The organism is Komagataeibacter sp. NFXK3 (genome assembly GCF_054182245.1).
In genome coordinates this window covers 1-14,653 of sequence record NZ_JAPIVJ010000001.1, presented here as the reverse complement: position 1 = coordinate 14,653, position 14,653 = coordinate 1, and the positions used below count along the sequence as shown (strand labels likewise).

Sequence of the window (14,653 nt, the reverse complement as noted above, 5' to 3'; positions counted from 1 at the left end):
GCCAGCCCGTCAGGGGTAAAGGGAAAAACAGTGATGACGGATAGCGCGATCACGGATGCGCAGGTGGTGCGGGCCCCGGCCCTTGAAGGCATGCGGCATGGATTTTTCACCCGCCTTGGCGGGGTCTCCACCGGGCCTTATGCCACGCTCAACTGCTCGACCCGCTCCGCTGATGACCCCCGCGCCTTGCACGAGAACCGCCGCCGCGTGGCGCGGTATGTCGGTGTCGCGCCCGACCATCTTCTGGGCCTGACACAGGTGCATGGCGACCGGGTGCTCACGGCAACAGCTCCCTGGCCCGCAGGGGCCGGGCCGGAGGGCGATGCGCTGGTCACCGCCACGCCCGGCCTGGCGCTGGGCGTGATTACGGCGGATTGCGCGCCGATTCTGTTCAGCAATGCGCAGGGCACGGTGGTGGGCGCGGCCCATGCGGGCTGGCGGGGCGCGTGTGGCGGCATTATCGAGGCCACGGTGGCGGCAATGGGCGCGCTGGGCTGCGCCGCAGGTGAGATTACCGCTGTGGTCGGCCCCTGTATTGCGCCGGGCAGCTACGAGGTCGGGCCGGACATGCGCAGTGCCGTGCTGGCGTGTGATGAAACGGCTGGCGCGTTTTTCCGCCCGGCTGGGCGGGCAGGGCATTTCATGTTCGACCTGTCGGGTTTCTGCGTCATGCGCCTTGAGCGGTGCGGGGTGGGGTCCGCCGTGGCGCTCGGCCTCGACACGCTGCGTGATGAGGCGCGGTTTTTCAGCCATCGTCGCCGCACGCTGGCAGGGGGTGGGCCGATCGGGCACCAGATTTCCGTTATCGCCTGCTGGGCGGTATAAGGGGGGCCATGATGTCAGACGTTTCTGCCCGCCGGTCGGGCGCGCTCGCGGCCCTTGTGGGGCTTTCCCTGCTGGGGGGCTGCGTGGATGTGCCGCACCCCTTCCGCCATGATGGCTCCGGCGCGCAGCCCCCCACCGCGCGGCTGGCCGTGCCGGTTTCCACCGCATCGGGCACGGATGAGGCCGGCGCGCAGGCCTGGCAGCATGCCATGGTCGAGGCCATGCTCGCGCAGTCGGTGCCCGCCCTGGGCCAGCCCGCCAGGCCAGGTGACTGGTGGCTGAAAATGACCACCACGGCGCAGGGTGACACGGTCATTCCCACCTATGCCGTCATGACCCCCAAGGGCGAGGAACGCGGCCATATGAGCGGCGCCGCGGTGCCCGCGGCGCAATGGCAGGCAACGGACGGGCAGGCCGAGACCCGCTCGGCGCAGGAGGTGGCCCCCGGAGTTGCCGAACTGCTGACCGGTATCCAGGCCGCCCAGATGCAGAAAGACCCCAACAGCCTCAAGAATCGCCCCGCCCATGTCTATTTCGCGGGCGTGCAGGGCGCGCCGGGCGATGGCGACCACGCACTGGCCCGCGCCTTTACAGCCGCCTTCCCCGATGCGCATGAAGACCTGCGGCATGCGGCGACGGGCGCGGATTACACGGTGCGCTGCACCGTGGTGCTCAATGATGCGGTGACCACTACATCCACCACGCCGCAGCAGCATATCGTGCTGACATGGAAGGTGCTCGACGCACAGGGCACCGAAGCCGGTGCTGCCACCCAGATTCACGACATCGCGGCCCATTCGCTGGATTCCCGCTGGGGCGATGTGGCCGTGGCCGCCGCCGATGAGGCGGCAGGGGCCGTGCGCCAGATCATCACCCGCTATTCCGGCCGCGAAAACGCGCCGCTTGCCGCCGATGGCACCCTGCCTGCGCCAGGCAGCGCACCGGCTCCAGCCCCGGCGGCCAGCGCATCTCCCGTGGCTCCTGCGCAGCCCTGAATTTGAATGGGTCTTTAAAAAACAAGGCCCTGATAAAAAATAATAAAAGTTTCCGGGTGCCGTCTTTTTTGAAAAAGGCGGCGTTCTGGCGCGGCCTGTAGAAAAAAGCGGCCCTGCTGCCCGGCAGGCCACAAGGGTGTGACGGATCGGCAACGGGGGGCAGACGTGCAGGTTTGCAGACCCTTAGGCAGGTGACAGGCCATGTGCCGGTTGATAGAACGCCGCACATACACGACGGGGGCGGAAAAACCGCCCTCCAGCGCCTCTACCGCCGCCCGGGAGCGTCACACGATGAAAATTGTCGCCTGTAACAGCAACCTGCCTCTCGCCGAGAAAGTTGCGGCGGAGCTGGGCCTACCGCTCTGCAACGCGACCGTGCGGCGTTTTGCCGACATGGAAATTTTTGTCGAGATTCATGAAAACGTGCGTGGCGAGGATGTGTTCGTCATCCAGAGCACCTGCTCGCCCACCAATGATAACCTCATGGAACTGCTGATCATGCTCGATGCCCTGCGCCGGGGCTCGGCACGGCGCATCACGGCGGTCATGCCGTATTTCGGCTATGCCCGGCAGGACCGCAAATCCGGCCCCCGCACGCCCATCAGCGCCAAGCTCGTGGCCAACATCCTGGTCGAGGCCGGTGCGAACCGCGTGCTGACCATGGACCTGCACGCCATGCAGATCCAGGGCTTCTTCGACATACCTGTCGATAACCTTTACGCAGCGCCCCTGTTCACGCGCGACATTCGTGGCCGCATGAAGCTCGAGGGCGAGCCCCCGCTGCCCTATGACGCACCGCCGATGGACATTCCCGGTGGCCCGCACAACCTCATGATCGTCTCGCCCGACGTGGGCGGCGTGGTGCGCGCCCGCCAGCTCGCGCAGCGGCTGAACGTGGATCTTGCCATCATCGACAAGCGCCGCGAACGCGCGGGCGTGTCGGAGGTGATGAACGTGATCGGTGACGTGCGGGGCCGTTACTGCATCCTGGTCGATGATATCGTCGATAGCGGCGGCTCGCTGTGCAACGCGGCCGAAGCGCTGATGAAGCACGGGGCCGCAGCAGTCGAGGCATATGTGACCCACGGCGTGCTGACCGGCAGCGCGGTCAGCCGCGTGGCCCAGTCACCGCTGGGCATGCTGACGCTGACCGACAGCATCAGGGCGACCGAGGCGGTGAAGGAATCGGCCAATATCCGCCAGATCAGCACGGCGGCCCTGATTTCGCGCGCCATGCAGGCCATATCCGATGAAAGCTCCGTTTCCTCGCTGTTTGACTGAACGCTTTGGGGCAGGGCGGGATTGACCGCCCCGCCCGCGCGGCGCTACCCCCAAGGGTGTAGTAGAGTTGAAGGAACGACGCATGACTGACCTGATTACCCGGCCATACTGGTACCTGCGCCATGGGGAAACGGACTGGAATGCGCAGGGGCGCTCGCAGGGGCGCACCGATATTCCGCTCAACGCCACGGGTGTTGCCCAGGCCGAGGCGGCAGGGCTGCTGCTGGCGCGGCACTGGCGCGACCACGCGCCCATCGTGCGCATTGTCTCCTCGCCGCTGGTGCGCGCACGCCGCACGGCCGAGATCGTGGCCGACCAGCTTGCGGCACATGGCGCCCCCCGCCTGGAGGTCGCCCTTGATGACGGGCTGAAGGAAGTCTGCTTCGGGGCGGAAGAAGGCAAGCCGATGGGCTCGTGGTACGATAGCTGGATCGCGGGCGACTATACCCCCCCTGATGGCGAAAGCTTTGCCGACCTGCGCGAGCGCGCGGTCTCGGCCGTCAATCGCGCGCTTGAGCAAGATGGCGTGCCGCTGATCGTGTGCCATGGCGCGATGTTCCGCGCGCTGCGCGCGGCCATGCACCTCAAGCCCAACGTGCGCCTGCCCAACGCCACCCCCATGTGGGCCGAGCCGGGGGCGACGCAGGTGTGGAGTCTCACCGCGCTTTCCTGAAAAACCGGGGCTGTCCGGGCTTGGTGATTGCATAAGGCGCGGTTTTCCGTTAAACGCCGCGCACGCGCTGGCACCCCTGGAGGCCCGCGCGCTTGTGTTTCAGGAGCAGACAAGTGACCAAATTCACCAAAATCGAAGTCTCTTCGCGCGCGAAGGCTGGTAAGGGGGCAGCGCGTGCAACGAGGCGTGCCGGCCACGTGCCTGGCGTAATCTATGGCGGCGGCCAGGAACCCACCCTGATCGCGCTCGACCCCCGTATCGTGAAGCGTGAGCTGCACAAGTCCGGCTGGCGTTCGCGCATCTATGACATCTCCGTTGAAGGTGGCGCATCCGTGCACGCCCTGCTGCGCGAGATCCAGCTGCACCCCGTAACCGATGCCCCGATCCATGTGGATTACCAGCGCCTCGCCGCCGGCCACAAGGTGCATGTGGAAGTGGCAGTCCGCTTCACGGGTGAAGATGTCTCCCCGGGTGTCAAGCGCGGTGGCGTGATGAACATCGTTCGCCACACGGTCGATGTCGTGGTTGATCCGGCTGATATTCCGGAATTCTTTACCGCCGACCTGTCCAAGCTCGACTTCCACGACAACGTGCGCTGGGAAGACCTCAAGGGCACCGAAAAAGTGACCCCCGTGCTGCAGGACAACAACTTCGTCATCGCCAACGTGGCGCCGCCGAGTGTTGATGAAGAGCCCGAGGCTGCTGAAGGCGCCGAAGGCGCAGCCGAGGGCTGATTGCCCGCCCACCGCCACGAACCCTGACAGGAGACTGAACGATGCTGCTCTGGACCGGTCTTGGTAATCCCGAGGCGGGGATGAGCCGGAATCGTCACAATGTCGGCTTCATGGCGGTGGACCGGATTGCGCAGCGCCACGGGTTTGGCCCGTGGCGCAAGCGCTTCCGTGGCGAGATTGCCGAAGGCATGGTGGGGCGGCACAAGGTGCTGCTGCTCAAGCCCATGACCTACATGAACCTCTCGGGCGAGAGCGTTCAGCAGGCGGCGGCCTTCTACAAGCTGCCGCCCGAGGCCATTACGGCCTTCCATGACGAACTTGACCTCGAGCCGGGCCGCATCCGCGTCAAGCGTGGCGGCGGGGCGGCGGGGCATAACGGCCTGCGGTCGATGGACCGCATGCTGGGCACGAAAGAATACTGGCGCGTGCGGCTTGGCATCGGGCATCCCGGCAGCCGCGAGCGTGTGACGGGCCATGTGCTGGGCGATTTTTCCCGCACGGACCGCGAGTGGCTGGACCCGATGCTTGATACGCTGGCTGATGAAGCCACGCTGCTGGCGGATGGCAGGCCGGAACTGTTCATGACAAGAATGGCCGCGCAGGCCGGGGAGTAAGGGCGTATGGGCTTTAACTGTGGCATCGTGGGCCTGCCCAACGTGGGCAAATCGACCCTGTTCAACGCCCTGACCGAGACCGCGTCGGCGCAGGCCGCGAACTATCCGTTCTGCACCATCGAGCCCAATGTCGGGCGCGTGGCCGTGCCCGATGCGCGGCTGGCGGAACTGGCGCGGATTGGCAAGTCGCAGAAGATCCTGCCCACCAGCCTCGAGTTCGTGGACATTGCGGGCCTCGTGCGCGGCGCCTCGCGCGGGGAGGGCCTGGGCAACCAGTTCCTGGCCAATATCCGCGAGGTGGATGCCATCATCCACGTGCTGCGCTGCTTTGAAGATGACGACATCACCCATGTGGAAGGTGGCGTGGACCCCATCCGCGATGCCGAGATCATCGAGACCGAACTGATGCTGGCCGACCTCGAATCGCTGGAGAAGCGGATCGTGGCGCTGCAGAAGAAGGCGCGCGGCAATGACCGCGAGGCGGCAGCCCAGGTTGAACTGATGGAGCCGCTGATCGAAGCCCTGCGCGAGGGCCTGCCCGCGCGCAAGGCCATCCCGGCGGGGCAGGAGGAGGCCGTGCGCCGCCTGCAGCTCATGACCTCGAAGCCCGTGCTGTATGTGTGCAACGTGGATGAGGCTTCGGCTGCCACCGGCAACGAATTTTCCGAGCGCGTGCGCGCGCGGGCGGAAGAAGAGGGGGCGGCGATGGTTGTCGTCTCGGCTGCGATCGAGGCCGAAGTGAGCCAGCTGGGCGCGGAAGACCGGGTCGAGTTCCTGGACGGGCTTGGCCTGAAGGATAGCGGGCTCGACCGCGTCATTGCCGCAGGCTACCGCCTGCTGGGGCTGAGCACCTACTTTACCGTAGGCCCCAAGGAGACGCGGGCCTGGACCATTACCGAAGGCACGAAGGCCCCGCAGGCCGCCGCCGTCATTCATAACGATTTCGAGCGGGGCTTCATTGCGTGCGAGACCATTGCATATGATGATTACATCGCCTGCAATGGCGAGGCCGGTGCCCGTGAGGCGGGCAAGCTGCGCATCGAGGGGCGGGATTACGTGGTGCAGGATGGTGATGTCCTGCTGTTCCGCTTTAACGTCTGATACGGGCACGGTGCCCGTTCAGGAATAGATCAGGGAGTTACGGATCATGGACCAGGCTGTTGCAACCCCCACGCGGGCCGACGCACCGCAGCCGGACGTGATCCGCACCATGGCGCTCGCCTCCCGCACGGCGGCCCGCGTGCTGGCCCGCAGCACGACCGAAACCCGCAACAAGGCCCTGGGTGCCGCCGCCGCCGCCCTGCGCGCGGCCCAGCCGGAACTGCTCGCGGCCAATGCGCGTGATGTGGCGGCGTTTACCGGGGCGGCCGCCTTCCGTGACCGGCTGACACTCAACCCCGAGCGGGTCGAGGCCATGGCGCAGGGGCTTGAACAGATTGCCGCCCTGCCGGACCCCGTGGGGCACATCATGGCGGAATGGGACCGGCCCAATGGCCTGCGCATCCGCCGGGTGGCAACGCCCGTGGGCGTGATCGGCATGATTTATGAAAGCCGCCCCAATGTGGGCGCGGATGCGGCGGGGTTGTGCATCAAGTCCGGCAATGCCGTGATCCTGCGCGGCGGGTCGGACAGCCTGAACAGCGCGCGCGTGATCCATGCGGCCATGCAGGCGGGGCTTGCGGCTGCGGGGTTGCCGGTTGAATGTGTGCAGATCCCGCCCGATGCCGACCGCGCCCATGTGGCCTCCATGCTGGGGGCCGCCGGGCTGATCGACCTCATCATTCCGCGTGGTGGCAAGTCGCTGGTCGAGCGTGTCTGTGCCGAGGCCCGCGTGCCGGTGCTGGCCCATGCCGAAGGGCTTTGCCACACCTATGTGCATGCGGCGGCTGATCTGGAAATGGCGCGGCGCATCGTGCTCAACGCCAAGCTGCGCCGCCCCGGAATCTGTGGCGCGACTGAGACGCTGCTGGTGGACCAGGCCATTGCGCCGAAAATCCTGCCCGGCCTGATCGAGGATCTGGCGACCCGCGGCTGCACCTTCCGTGCCGATGAGCGCGCGCGTGCGATCATCCCCGACCTGCCTGCCGCCACCGATGCGGATTTCGCCACCGAATGGCTTGATGCCGTGCTTTCGGTTGCCGTAGTCGATGGCGTGGAGGATGCGCTGGCCCATATCGCCCGTTATGGCAGCGCCCATACCGAGGCCATCGTGACGGAAGATGCGCAGGCCGCCACCACCTTCCTCAACGGCACGGATAGCGCGGTGGTGATGTGGAATGCCTCCACCCAGTTCTGTGATGGCGGCGAGTTCGGCTTTGGCGCCGAGATCGGCATCGCCACCGGGCGCTTTCATGCCCGCGGGCCGGTCGGGCTCGAGCAGCTTACCACTTTCCGTTACGAGGTGATCGGCACGGGGCAGGTCCGGGCCTGATCCTGTTGATACCGGCGCATGGCGATGGCCGACGCATGCGCGTGGGCCTGCTTGGTGGCTCGTTCAACCCCATTCATGAGGGACATGTGCAACTGGCCTGCCGGGCGTTGCGGCAGTTGCGGCTGGATCAGGTATGGTTTCTTGTCTCGCCGGGCAATCCGCTCAAGCCGGTGGCGGGGATGGCCCCGCTGGCGCAACGGCTGGCGGGGGTGCGGGCGCGTATTGATGGTGTTGCGGGCAGGCGGCTGGTGGCCACCGATATCGAAAGCCGCATCGGCACCCGCTATACGGTCGATACGCTGGCGCGGCTGAAGCGGCTCTTCCCGCATGTGCGTTTTGTCTGGCTGATGGGGGCGGATGGGCTGGCGCAGATGAACCGGTGGCGGCGGTGGCGCGATATCGTGCAGATGGCCCCCTTCGCCGTATTGCCGCGCCCTGGCTATAATCCTGCCGCATTGCACGGCCAAATTGCCCGCAGGCTTGCGCGCTGGCGGCTGCCCGCGCGCAGGGCGGGAACGCTGGCAACATGCACGCCGCCCGCATGGGTCTTTCTTCCCGCGCCGCAGAACGCTATATCAGCTACAGAAATACGTGCATCGCAGGCCGCGCATGGCCGCCGACGGGAGTAACAGCCATAACCAGAAAGCCTATAGCCGAGAGTGGCGCCAAGCGCCGTACCGGCAGCCCCCATGCCGCGCCGCGTGCCGTCACGGGTTCACTGGGCAGTGCCGTGCAGGTGCCGGGCACGCCGCGCAAGAAGGCTGCCGTGGCCGGCCCGGCCCGAGCCGAAACGCGCGAGCCTGACCCGCGCGTGGAACAGTTTCTGGAGATCATCACCACCAGCCTGGAAGATGACAAGGCTGAGGATATCGTGGTGATCGACCTGACGGGCCGCGCCTCCTTTGCCGACCGCATGGTCATCGCCACCGGCCTGGCCGACCGGCAGATCGCCGCCATGGCCGCGCATATCGAGCGCAAGCTGGGCGAGGCCGGGCTCAAGCGCGTGCGCACGGAAGGGGCGACCGGCTCCGACTGGGTGCTGCTGGATGCAGGCGATATCGTGGTGCATCTGTTCAAGGCTGAAGCCCGCGCGCTTTATGGGCTGGAGCGCATGTGGGGCGATGACCTCGACGTGCCGCCGGAGGCGCCTGCAGGCCCGGTGGCGTAAGCCTTGTTTCACCTGATTGCCGTGGGGCGCATGAAGGACCGGGTGGAGCGCGACCTGTTCGAGCGTTATGCCACCCGGCTTTCGCCCCGCATCAAGCTGGTTGAACTGCCTGAAGGGCGCGGCGCGCCCAACGAGATCAAGCGCAGGGAAGGGCAGGCGATCCTGGCTGCCCTGCCGGATCGCGCCATTGTCGTGGCCATGGATGAAGGTGGCCGCACCTACGATAGCATGGCCTTCTCGCGCGCGGTGGAACAGTGGATCGAGACGCCGCGGCCGCTGTGCTTTGTCATTGGCGGGGCGGAAGGGCTTGATGGCCCGGTTGTGCAGCGTGCCGACCATACGCTCTCGCTTGGCAAGATGACGTGGCCGCACATGCTCGTGCGCGGCATGCTGGCCGAGCAGCTTTATCGCGCCCGCGCCATTTCAGCCGGGCATCCCTATCACCGTGCGGGCCGTCCTGACTGAAAGGCTGCCCGTGTGGTCGTTATGGAAAATGGACATGAGGTTGCATGACCTGACGCACCACTTTTTTTAAAAAAGCAGTGTTGTCTCAGGTTTTTTTGAAAAAACTGCCTGGAAACAGGCCCCGTGCCGGGTGTGCGTTTTAGCGCAGCGAACGGTTGGGCGCGTCATCCGAATAGGCGAGGGATGAGGAAGCCCGTCCGGCAATGCCCTCAGGCGCTTCGGCCACTTCCGTGCTGTTGCGGCGGGTGGTGGTGTTATGCGCCTGAGCCATGACGGCAGGGTTGCGCATGGCCTTCTGGTAGGTGCTCAGCATCATGTGCGAGGTGGTGTCAGGCCGGGCGTAGATGAAGCCGTAGGTGGGGTAGATGCTGCCAAAGGCGCCGTTGCGGCTGTTGAGCGCCACGCGCACGGCCGACCAGTCATTATTGGGGGAGACATCGATCACCGGCACGTCGCGGCTGATGCCGCGCTGGCCCCAGTGCGACTGGTCAATGACGATGGTGCGGTTATTGACCACCTGGCGCACCACGGCCACGTGGCCAAGCGGCATGCGGCGGGTGCCACGGAAGTTGAGCACGCTGCCCTCCTCCGGTGCATTGCCGCGCGCGTAGCGGCCTGCGGCGTTATACCACCAGTCTACCGCGTTGCCGCGAATCTCGACATCGGATGCCGCCTTGGCGAAGGCCACGCACTGGATGACATGCCCGCGCTCATGGCTATGGGTGCCATGGTAGGCGGCATGATGAACGGGAACATGGTGGGAAGGGATGGTCGGGTGCACATGGCTGACATGCCGTACGGCATGGGCCTGACCCTGTTCAGAAAACATGAATCCGAAAGTGGCCGTAAGGACGGAAAGCAAGACGCCACGCTTCATGTTTCTGATCCGCATTTTTCGCAATCTCTCCACCGCATCCGGGTGATTCTCAAAATGATCCGCTCACATCGCGTTCATCGAGTAGCAAGCCCATTGCAAGTCTGACAAGCCTGCGCTGTGGAGGATGAAGAGCAACATTGCATATTTCCCCCAAAAACGTGCTCAGATTAAAAAAATAGGAATATATTCTTTATTCGGACTGTTTGCGCCCTGATTTTCCGTCGCTTATCCCAAGGATTCCAGCGGGGAGAACAGAAGTAGAATGATTCTGGGAAAGCGGGAAAGTTGCAAAAATGTGACATGTTTCACAGGCTCCCTTCCCGCTGCCCCGAGGTCTTATTTGGTCGCGATGACCATGATTTCGACCAGCACGTCCGGATGCGCCATCTTGGCCTCGACACAGGCGCGGGCCGGTGCGCCGCCCTTGGGCAGCCAGGGGCCCCATACGGCGTTCAGCGCATCACGGTCATTGATGTCCTTCAGCCAGATCTGGGTCTGCAGCAGGCGGGTGTTATCGGTGCCATGCAGCTCCAGCGCCGCGTCGATCTGGGCCAGCACGTCCTTGGTCTGGGCCGTGATGTCGGCGGACAGGTCGCGCGCCACGAATCCCTGCGTGAACAGGAAGCCATGATACTCCACCACCTTCGACAGGATGGCGTTGGGCTCGGTGCGAATGATCTTGCTCATGTTATGGGTCCTGGTTGGTTGGTTGGCATGCGGCGCGCCACATGCGCTGCCTTCCCTCTTCGCGCTGGCCCGGGCTGAGGTCAACTGCTCCGCGCCGAAAAGGCGGCTGAATTCCGCCAGCCGTTCCGGGGTATCAAAATCTGCCGTGATTTCCGCACCTGCCGCCACCCGGGGCATGGCGGCGGCATGCCGCGCCAGGAGGTGGCGGGCCCCGCTATCGCCGTGGCCTGCCGTCAGGGCGGCAAAAAGGCTGCGGCTCCACAGCACCGGGTTGCCACGCCTGCCCTCATGTGTGGCCAGCACGCCGGGGCAACCGGGATGGGCATGGAATGTGGCCATCATGCGGTCAAGCAGTTCCGTGCCGACCAGCGGCATGTCACCAAGGCAGATCAGCGCACCTGTTATGGTGGGGTCATCCATGACCGCCCCCACACCTGCGGCCAGCGTGCGTGACAGGCCATGGGCATGGTCGGACGCGATGATGAAATGGGGCAGGCGGCCGGGTTGCAGCCCCAGCATTGCCGCCTGCCGGATCTCGGCGGCCCGGTGGCCCAGCACGACCACAACGGGGTCGGCCCGGCTGGCCATGACCGCGCGCAGGGTGCGGGCGATCATGGGCAGGCCGGTGGCATCCGGGGCAAGCAGCTTGTGCGCGGGCGCCGTGCGGCTCGAGGCGCCCGCCGCCAGCACGATGGCGGCGATGCGCCCCGGTGCGGCTGTCACGCCCAGCCCGATACCCGCCCCAGTGGCTTGTTGTGCCGCACGGCCACGATCTCGGCCAGGATCGAGAGCGCGATTTCCGCCGCCCCGACCGCGCCAATGGCAAGCCCAACGGGGCCGTGGATGCGCGCGATGCGGCCTGTGTCAAAACCGGCCTCATGCAGCCGGGCCACGCGGGAGGCCTGCGTTTTGCGCGACCCCAGCGCACCTATATAGAAGGCCTCGCTGCCCAGGGCGTATTGCAGCGTCGGGTCATCGAGCTTGGCGTCATGCGTCAGGGTAACGATGGCGGTCTGGTTATCGATGCCCAGCCGTGCAAGGGCTTCATCGGGCCAGTCGGTATCCAGCGTGATGCCGGGAAAGCGCTCGGGCGTGGCAAGCTGCGTGCGCGGGTCAATGACCGTGACCGAAAAGCCGGTGGTCTGCGCCATGGGGGCCAGCACCTGCGCGATATGCACCGCCCCCACTACCAGAAGGCGCGGCGGCATGGGCACGAGATGCAGGAACCATATGGCCTGCCCCGCTTCATCTTCCAGCCGCAGGCTGCGGCCGGTTTCAAACACCTCGCGCGCGCGGGCGGCCAGGCGGGCTTCAAGGTCCGTGGCGGGGGCGGGGGTGCTGGTATCATACAGCAGGCGGCATGTGCCGGTGGCAAGTTCGGTCGCCATGATGACCGGCACGCGGGCGCGGCGCTTTTCGGCCACGGTTTCCAGCATTTCCAGCGGCAGCGTGCCCTGCGGGCGGGCTGGGGTGCCGATGGCGGCCACGTACACATCAAGCAGCCCCCCACAGGCCAGCCCCACCGCCCAGGCATCATCGCTCGATACGCCATAGGACAGGGCGGCCGGCGTGCCGGTGTGCATGACGGTGGCGGCTTCTTCTATGACGGCGCCTTCCACGCAGCCGCCGCTGACCGAGCCTTCGATGCGACCATTCTCGCACACGGCCATCATGCTGCCCGCAGGCCGGGGGGAACTGCCCCATGTCGAGGTGACGGTGGCAAGGGCGCAGGGCAGTCCCGCCCGGGCCCATTCAATCAGAAGATCCAGAGGATCGGGCGTAGAGGAAAGCTTTGTCATGGCAGCTTTACTTTATCAGCACGCATGCGCGCCTGTCACCCGCTGGACATGCATGCCCGAACACCCCATGTAATGTAACAACACGTGGGCCACCACAGGGTGGCCCGATGCATGAACGGAGTATTTTACATGAGCTATGTCGATCCGGTCTGGTATGTTGTGGCCGATAGCATTCACGCTCGCATCCTCAAGCACGGCGAACACGGCCTGGCCACCATCACTCACCTCAAGAGCGACGATGCCAAGGGCATGGATGCCCCGCGCAATGGCGCCTATGGCAAGGTGATTGCCGAGTTCCTGAACAAGGCCGTCCGCGCGAAGGAAACACCGGGCCTGGCGCTTGCCGCCCCCGGCGAGGTGATGCACCAGATCCGCGAACATCTGGACGTGGAAGCCCGCCCGCTGGTGGTGAAGGTTGTCGAGCATGACCTGACCAACACGCCGGACAACAAGCTGGCCCCGCATTTCGATATTCCGGCCACCGGCTGGCCGCTCGCCAAGGAGCGCTGAGCCGCCTGCGTGGTTCAGTAACGGTGCGCCCCGCGGTAACGTGGGGCGCATTTTTTGTTTGTAGGGCTTTTTATCATGCCAGCACCCCTGTCACTCGAAGTCGTGCCCGTGACCGCATTCGGGCAGAACTGCTCCATCCTGTGGAACCCCGATACGCATCATGCGGTCGTGGTTGATCCCGGGGGGGATGTACCCCGCATCATGGCCGCCCCGACGGACAGGGCCCTGACGGTGGATGCCATCTGGCTCACCCACGGCCATCTCGACCATGCGGGCGGGGCCGATGCCCTGCGGCGCGCTCTCTCGGCCCGGCAGGGGGCTCCCGTGCCGGTGCTGGGGCCGGATAAGGCCGATGCGCCCCTGCTTGAAACCATTGTGCAGCAAGGCGCCCTGTTCGGCCTGACCGGGGTGGAAAATGTAAGGCCCGACCGGTTTGTAAAGCATGGTGAAACGCTCGAAGCGCTGGGCCACAGCTTTGAGGTGCGCCATGTGCCCGGCCATACGCCGGGCCATGTCGTGTTTTATGATCCCGCTGCCCGTTTCGCCTTTGTGGGCGATACCCTTTTCAAGGGCGGCGTGGGGCGGACCGATTTCCCCTATGGCGACCATGCGCAGCTGATTGGGGCGATCGGGCGGGAATTGCTTACATTGGATGATGATGTCACGATCCTGCCCGGTCATGGTCCCGCAACGACAATCGGCGCGGAGCGGAAGGGCAATCCCTTCCTGACCTGACAGACAGATCAAAGGGTGCAGGAGAGTATTTGCTTATGATGTCCTTCAAGGCGGGCCGGTGGCTGGCCCTGGCCGCATGCATGGCCGCAGTGTCCGTTCCCGCCATGGCGGCGGAGGAAACGGGTGAACCCACCCATGCGCAGGCCCCGCTGCCCACCGTGCCGCTCACCATCACCACGGCCGATGGCGCGAAGCACGTGTTCACGGTGGAAAAGGCCATGACCCCGCGCGAGCAGCAGGTGGGTGAGATGTTCCGCCCGTCAGTGCCTGCCGATGCCGGGATGATCTTCGTATGGTCCTATCCGCGCCAGAGCGACATGTGGATGGAGAACACCAAGGCCCCGCTCGATATCGTCTTTATCGGGGCGGATAACCGCATCTCCTCCATTGTCGAGAACGCCGTGCCGCTCAGCCTGGCCCGCATCAGCAGCCACGGCCCCGTGCGCGCAACGCTGGAACTGCAGGCCGGCATTACCGAAAAACTGGGAATCGTGGTGGGTGACAAGGTCGATTCTGACGTGCTGGCCAACAAGCCCGCCGGTAAGTGATTCTATTATCTGGCTGTTTTCCGGGGGCTTGATGGTACCCCGGACCATATTTTTCATCTCCGGTGCGATTTTCTGATTGACGGTATGTGATGAGGGTCCTATATCCCCAATCACCGGCGGCGCTGAGGAAACTTCTTGAGCTTCTTTGGTGGATTTGCTAGGTTACTCGGCCCTGTTGGGTTGAGGGTTCTTTGACAAGAGAATAGAGAGAGTATCTGGAAGGGATATGCTGGCGGCGCGATTGTTGTCTTTAGGGATGATAATTGGCGGTCTGGACTGGGTGAGACTGGTCTAGGTAGCTTGGCGTATCT

17 protein-coding genes and 1 pseudogene are annotated in these 14,653 nt (G+C 65.1%); 14 read left to right on the top strand and 4 right to left on the bottom strand.

The genetic code is table 11. The features are described 5' to 3' along the window. Nucleotides 1-33: 33 nt before the first annotated feature. The 11 genes from pgeF to OQZ28_RS00040 all read left to right on the top strand — a co-directional run bounded on the left by pgeF (nucleotide 34) and on the right by OQZ28_RS00040 (nucleotide 9,186). Nucleotides 34-825: a peptidoglycan editing factor PgeF gene (gene pgeF, locus OQZ28_RS00090; RefSeq protein WP_458134784.1), complete on the top strand. Its 792-nt coding sequence runs from the start codon at nucleotides 34-36 to the stop codon at nucleotides 823-825. An 8-nt stretch (nucleotides 826-833) separates the two neighbouring features. Continuing rightward, nucleotides 834-1,820: a hypothetical protein gene (locus OQZ28_RS00085; RefSeq protein ID WP_458134783.1), complete on the top strand. Its 987-nt coding sequence runs from the start codon at nucleotides 834-836 to the stop codon at nucleotides 1,818-1,820. A gap of 291 nt (nucleotides 1,821-2,111) precedes the next feature. Then, nucleotides 2,112-3,101, top strand: coding sequence for a ribose-phosphate pyrophosphokinase (locus tag OQZ28_RS00080; protein WP_130732278.1), 990 nt, complete (start codon nucleotides 2,112-2,114; stop codon nucleotides 3,099-3,101). Nucleotides 3,102-3,183: 82 nt separating this feature from the next. After that, nucleotides 3,184-3,774 (top strand): histidine phosphatase family protein, encoded by a 591-nt coding sequence (locus OQZ28_RS00075; RefSeq protein WP_130732276.1) that lies wholly within the window; start codon nucleotides 3,184-3,186, stop codon nucleotides 3,772-3,774. Nucleotides 3,775-3,887: 113 nt separating this feature from the next. Further along, the gene (locus OQZ28_RS00070) at nucleotides 3,888-4,508 is read left to right on the top strand and encodes a 50S ribosomal protein L25/general stress protein Ctc (protein ID WP_130732274.1); all 621 of its coding nucleotides are present in this window, start codon (nucleotides 3,888-3,890) and stop codon (nucleotides 4,506-4,508) included. A 41-nt stretch (nucleotides 4,509-4,549) separates the two neighbouring features. Then, on the top strand, nucleotides 4,550-5,122 hold the full coding sequence (gene pth, locus OQZ28_RS00065) for an aminoacyl-tRNA hydrolase (protein WP_130732272.1): 573 nt from the start codon (nucleotides 4,550-4,552) through the stop codon (nucleotides 5,120-5,122). 6 nt (nucleotides 5,123-5,128) lie between these two features. Continuing rightward, nucleotides 5,129-6,223 (top strand): redox-regulated ATPase YchF, encoded by a 1,095-nt coding sequence (gene ychF / locus OQZ28_RS00060; protein ID WP_458134782.1) that lies wholly within the window; start codon nucleotides 5,129-5,131, stop codon nucleotides 6,221-6,223. A 46-nt stretch (nucleotides 6,224-6,269) separates the two neighbouring features. After that, nucleotides 6,270-7,553 carry a glutamate-5-semialdehyde dehydrogenase gene (locus OQZ28_RS00055; RefSeq protein ID WP_458134781.1) on the top strand — a complete coding sequence of 428 codons (1,284 nt, stop codon included), beginning with the start codon at nucleotides 6,270-6,272 and terminating at the stop codon, nucleotides 7,551-7,553. Nucleotides 7,554-7,588: 35 nt separating this feature from the next. Next, nucleotides 7,589-8,182 carry a nicotinate-nucleotide adenylyltransferase gene (locus tag OQZ28_RS00050; RefSeq protein ID WP_458135012.1) on the top strand — a complete coding sequence of 198 codons (594 nt, stop codon included), beginning with the start codon at nucleotides 7,589-7,591 and terminating at the stop codon, nucleotides 8,180-8,182. Nucleotides 8,183-8,271: 89 nt separating this feature from the next. Next, a complete protein-coding gene (gene rsfS, locus OQZ28_RS00045; RefSeq protein ID WP_130732332.1) occupies nucleotides 8,272-8,721 on the top strand; it encodes a ribosome silencing factor in 450 nt (149 codons plus the stop codon). Nucleotides 8,722-8,724: 3 nt separating this feature from the next. Next, on the top strand, nucleotides 8,725-9,186 hold the full coding sequence (locus OQZ28_RS00040; RefSeq protein ID WP_130732264.1) for a 23S rRNA (pseudouridine(1915)-N(3))-methyltransferase RlmH: 462 nt from the start codon (nucleotides 8,725-8,727) through the stop codon (nucleotides 9,184-9,186). 139 nt (nucleotides 9,187-9,325) lie between these two features. Here OQZ28_RS00040 and OQZ28_RS00035 read toward each other — a convergent pair whose 3' ends face one another. The 4 genes and pseudogenes from OQZ28_RS00035 to OQZ28_RS00020 form a co-directional block, all read right to left on the bottom strand. After that, a complete protein-coding gene (locus OQZ28_RS00035; protein ID WP_458134780.1) occupies nucleotides 9,326-10,078 on the bottom strand; it encodes a CHAP domain-containing protein in 753 nt (250 codons plus the stop codon). Nucleotides 10,079-10,399: 321 nt separating this feature from the next. Continuing rightward, complete coding sequence (locus tag OQZ28_RS00030) at nucleotides 10,400-10,750, bottom strand: RidA family protein (RefSeq protein ID WP_130732330.1); 351 nt, start codon at nucleotides 10,748-10,750, stop codon at nucleotides 10,400-10,402. A 195-nt stretch (nucleotides 10,751-10,945) separates the two neighbouring features. After that, a pseudogene (locus OQZ28_RS00025) lies at nucleotides 10,946-11,440 on the bottom strand (nucleotidyltransferase family protein); the annotation flags it as partial. Between the two features lie 29 nt (nucleotides 11,441-11,469). Beyond that, a complete protein-coding gene (locus OQZ28_RS00020; protein WP_458134779.1) occupies nucleotides 11,470-12,549 on the bottom strand; it encodes an XdhC family protein in 1,080 nt (359 codons plus the stop codon). 111 nt (nucleotides 12,550-12,660) lie between these two features. On the opposite strand from OQZ28_RS00020, the gene OQZ28_RS00015 reads away from it, so the two are divergent. From OQZ28_RS00015 to OQZ28_RS00005, 3 genes are all read left to right on the top strand, one after another. Next, nucleotides 12,661-13,059: a host attachment protein gene (locus OQZ28_RS00015; protein WP_458134778.1), complete on the top strand. Its 399-nt coding sequence runs from the start codon at nucleotides 12,661-12,663 to the stop codon at nucleotides 13,057-13,059. Nucleotides 13,060-13,134: 75 nt separating this feature from the next. Continuing rightward, entirely contained in the window at nucleotides 13,135-13,794 is a 660-nt protein-coding gene (locus tag OQZ28_RS00010; protein WP_458134777.1) for an MBL fold metallo-hydrolase, read from the top strand. Between the two features lie 35 nt (nucleotides 13,795-13,829). Continuing rightward, a complete protein-coding gene (locus OQZ28_RS00005; RefSeq protein ID WP_458134776.1) occupies nucleotides 13,830-14,342 on the top strand; it encodes a DUF192 domain-containing protein in 513 nt (170 codons plus the stop codon). Nucleotides 14,343-14,653 lie beyond the last annotated feature (311 nt).

Coding starts and splice junctions, on each gene's coding strand:
- OQZ28_RS00030 (WP_130732330.1), bottom strand. CDS start 10,750: ATGAGCAAGATCATTCGCACCGAGCCCAACGCCATCCTGTCGAAGGTG.
- OQZ28_RS00075 (WP_130732276.1), top strand. CDS start 3,184: ATGACTGACCTGATTACCCGGCCATACTGGTACCTGCGCCATGGGGAA.
- OQZ28_RS00080 (WP_130732278.1), top strand. CDS start 2,112: ATGAAAATTGTCGCCTGTAACAGCAACCTGCCTCTCGCCGAGAAAGTT.
- ychF (WP_458134782.1), top strand. CDS start 5,129: ATGGGCTTTAACTGTGGCATCGTGGGCCTGCCCAACGTGGGCAAATCG.
- OQZ28_RS00050 (WP_458135012.1), top strand. CDS start 7,589: ATGCGCGTGGGCCTGCTTGGTGGCTCGTTCAACCCCATTCATGAGGGA.
- OQZ28_RS00005 (WP_458134776.1), top strand. CDS start 13,830: ATGATGTCCTTCAAGGCGGGCCGGTGGCTGGCCCTGGCCGCATGCATG.
- OQZ28_RS00055 (WP_458134781.1), top strand. CDS start 6,270: ATGGACCAGGCTGTTGCAACCCCCACGCGGGCCGACGCACCGCAGCCG.
- OQZ28_RS00035 (WP_458134780.1), bottom strand. CDS start 10,078: ATGCGGATCAGAAACATGAAGCGTGGCGTCTTGCTTTCCGTCCTTACG.
- OQZ28_RS00085 (WP_458134783.1), top strand. CDS start 834: ATGATGTCAGACGTTTCTGCCCGCCGGTCGGGCGCGCTCGCGGCCCTT.
- pth (WP_130732272.1), top strand. CDS start 4,550: ATGCTGCTCTGGACCGGTCTTGGTAATCCCGAGGCGGGGATGAGCCGG.
- pgeF (WP_458134784.1), top strand. CDS start 34: ATGACGGATAGCGCGATCACGGATGCGCAGGTGGTGCGGGCCCCGGCC.
- OQZ28_RS00020 (WP_458134779.1), bottom strand. CDS start 12,549: ATGACAAAGCTTTCCTCTACGCCCGATCCTCTGGATCTTCTGATTGAA.
- OQZ28_RS00015 (WP_458134778.1), top strand. CDS start 12,661: ATGAACGGAGTATTTTACATGAGCTATGTCGATCCGGTCTGGTATGTT.
- OQZ28_RS00010 (WP_458134777.1), top strand. CDS start 13,135: ATGCCAGCACCCCTGTCACTCGAAGTCGTGCCCGTGACCGCATTCGGG.